Source organism: Peptoniphilus grossensis ph5, from assembly GCF_000311825.1.
In the GTDB taxonomy this organism is placed as follows: Bacteria; Bacillota; Clostridia; order Tissierellales; family Peptoniphilaceae; genus Peptoniphilus_A; species Peptoniphilus_A hominis.
Genome location: NZ_HE978573.1, coordinates 1 through 3,087 on the forward strand (window position 1 = coordinate 1; position 3,087 = coordinate 3,087).

Sequence of the window (3,087 nt, forward strand, 5' to 3'; positions counted from 1 at the left end):
ACTGGCGATAACTTACTCTCCCAGGTCGTTGCCAACCAAGTACCATCAGCGGACTAATGCTTAACTTCTGTGTTCGGTATGGTTACAGGTGTGTCCATTGTCCTATTCTCACCAGATTAACTTAAAAACTAATCTCTCCTTAACTCTACCTTGGTCAAGTCTTCGACCTATTAGTACTCGCTAGCTGAATGTATTGCTACACTTACACCTTGAGCCTATCTACCTCGTTTTCTTCAAGGGGTCTTATCTTGCGAGGGAAATCTCATCTCGAGGGGGGCTTCGGGCTTAGATGCCTTCAGCTCTTATCCCTTCCAAACTTAGCTTCCCAGCTATGCACTTGGCAGTACAACTGGTGCACCAGAGGTTTGTCCATCCCGGTCCTCTCGTACTAAGGACAGCTCCTCTCAAATTTCCTACGCCCACGACGGATAGGGACCGAACTGTCTCGCGACGTTCTGAACCCAGCTCGCGTGCCTCTTTAATGGGCGAACAGCCCAACCCTTGGGACCTACTTCAGCCCCAGGATGAGACGAGCCGACATCGAGGTGCCAAACCTCCCCGTCGATGTGGACTCTTGGGGGAGATAAGCCTGTTATCCCCGGGGTAGCTTTTATCCGTTGAGCGATGGCCCTTCCACTCGGTACCACCGGATCACTAAGTCCTGCTTTCGCATCTGCTCGACTTGTTGGTCTCGCAGTTAAGCTCCCTTCTGCCTTTATACTCTTCGCACGATTTCCATCCGTGCTGAGGGAACCTTTGAACGCCTCCGTTACTCTTTCGGAGGCGACCGCCCCAGTCAAACTGTCCAACTGAGAGTGTCCCTTCCCCAGATTCATGGGGGTAGGTTAGAATTCTAGCATTAAAAGAGTGGTATCCCAACGGTGGCTCCTTAGATACTGGCGTACCTATTTCTCTGCCTCCCACCTATTCTGTACATTTAATCCCAAAATTCAATCTCAGCCTACAGTAAAGCTCCACGGGGTCTTTCCGTCCTGTCGTGGGTAAGCGGCATCTTTACCGCTACTACAATTTCACCGGATCCTTTGTTGAGACAGTGCCCAAATCGTTACACCTTTCGTGCGGGTCGGAACTTACCCGACAAGGAATTTCGCTACCTTAGGACCGTTATAGTTACGGCCGCCGTTTACTGGGGCTTCAGTTCTAAGCTTCGCTTGCGCTAACTTTTTCCCTTAACCTTCCAGCACCGGGCAGGTGTCAGCTCCTATACTTCGTCTTTCGACTTTGCAGAAACTTGTGTTTTTGGTAAACAGTCGCTTGGGCCTTTTCACTGCGGCCCCCTGTTACAGGGGCTCCCCTTCTCCCGAAGTTACGGGGTCATTTTGCCGAGTTCCTTAACAAAGGTTTTTCCGCTCGTCTTAGGATTCTCTCCTCACCTACCTGTGTCGGTTTACGGTACGGGCGATACTTCTCTTGTAGTGGCTTTTCTTGGCAGTGTGGGTCCGTAAGCTTCTCTACTTGTTTTCGATCCGCATCACGCTTCATCCTTTTCGGAAAGCGGATTTGCCTACTTTCCAGACTTTGCGCTTGCACGCCTCACCAACTGGGCGCTCTTACTTTCCTCCTGCGTCCCCACTTCCTTTTTATCGATTGTATCGGTACAGGAATTTCCACCTGTTGTCCATCGACTACGCTTTTCAGCCTCGCCTTAGGTCCCGACTTACCCTGAGTGGACGAGCCTTGCTCAGGAATCCTTGGGTTTTCGACGGGTGAGATTCTCACTCACCTCTCGCTACTCATGCCAGCATTCTCTCTTGTATGATGTCCACAGTGCCTTACGACTTCTGCTTCGTCCTTCATACATTGCTCCTCTACCAACGTTATACGTTCCATAGCTTCGGTATATAGTTTAGCCCCGGTTATCTTCGGCGCAGAGTCACTTGACTAGTGAGCTATTACGCACTCTTTGAATGAGTGGCTGCTTCTAAGCCAACATCCTAGTTGTCTCAGTAACTCCACATCCTTTCCCACTTAACTATAATTTTGGGACCTTAGCTGATGGTCTGGGCTCTTTCCCTTTCGACTATGAAGCTCATCCCACATAGTCTGACTCCCTAGTGTGTGATATGGTATTCGGAGTTTGATAGGTCTTGGTAACATATGCATGCCCCGCGACCATTCAGTGCTCTACCCCCTTTTCACATTTCCACTAGAGGCTAGCCCTAAAGCTATTTCGAGGAGAACCAGCTATCTCCGTGTTCGTTTGGCTTTTCACCCCTATCCACAGGTCATCCGATAGCTTTTAAACGCTACCCGGTTCGAGCCTCCATTGAATTTTACTTCAACTTCACTCTGCCCATGGATAGATCACACGGTTTCGGGTCTACGACTATTAACTTCTGCCCTATTTAGACTCGCTTTCGCTGCGGCTCCACATCTTTAATGTTTAACCTTGCTAATAATCGTAACTCGCTGGCCCGTTCTACAAAAAGTACACGATCGTGGCTTATGCCACTTTCGCTGCTTGTAAACACTAGGTTTCAGATTCTATTTCACTCCCCTCCCGGGGTTCTTTTCACCTTTCCCTCACGGTACTTGTTCGCTATCGGTCACCAAGTAGTATTTAGCCTTAGGGGGTGGTCCCCCCATGTTCCCACTGAATTTCTCGTGTTCCGTGGTACTCTTTTGTGTCGGATATTTTCGCTTTCGCCTACAGGACTGTTACCTTCTTTGGTTCTTCTTCCCAGATGATTCGGCTGGCTATTTTCTCTTTTTACACTTCGGGCTCTTCCCTGTTCGCTCGCCGCTACTTGGGGAATCGAGTTTTCTTTCTTTTCCTCAGGTTACTTAGATGTTTCAGTTCACCTGGTTCGCTTCCTATAGTTATGGATTGGCTATAGGATACCTCTATCGAGGTGGGTTTCCCCATTGGGACATCTACGGGTCATTGGATATTTGCTCCTATCCGTAGCTTTTCGCAGCTTATCGCGTCCTTCTTCGCCTCTTGGTGCCTAGGCATTCTCCTAGTGCTCTTTTTAACTTGACCTTTGTTAATAAACATTTCTGTTTATTTCCAGTTTAATTGTTTTGTTTAAGAAATTTTGATTAGTTTTTAAGTTGTTATGGTTC

The 3,087-nt window shown here is 48.4% G+C and carries 2 rRNA genes; both read right to left on the bottom strand.

The features are described from left to right. Nucleotides 1-116, bottom strand: a 5S ribosomal RNA gene (rrf, locus tag HGPG_RS09910); the annotation flags it as partial. Nucleotides 117-150: 34 nt separating this feature from the next. Further along, a 23S ribosomal RNA gene (locus tag HGPG_RS09915) occupies nt 151-3,004 on the bottom strand. Between the last annotated feature and the right edge of the window lie 83 nt (nt 3,005-3,087).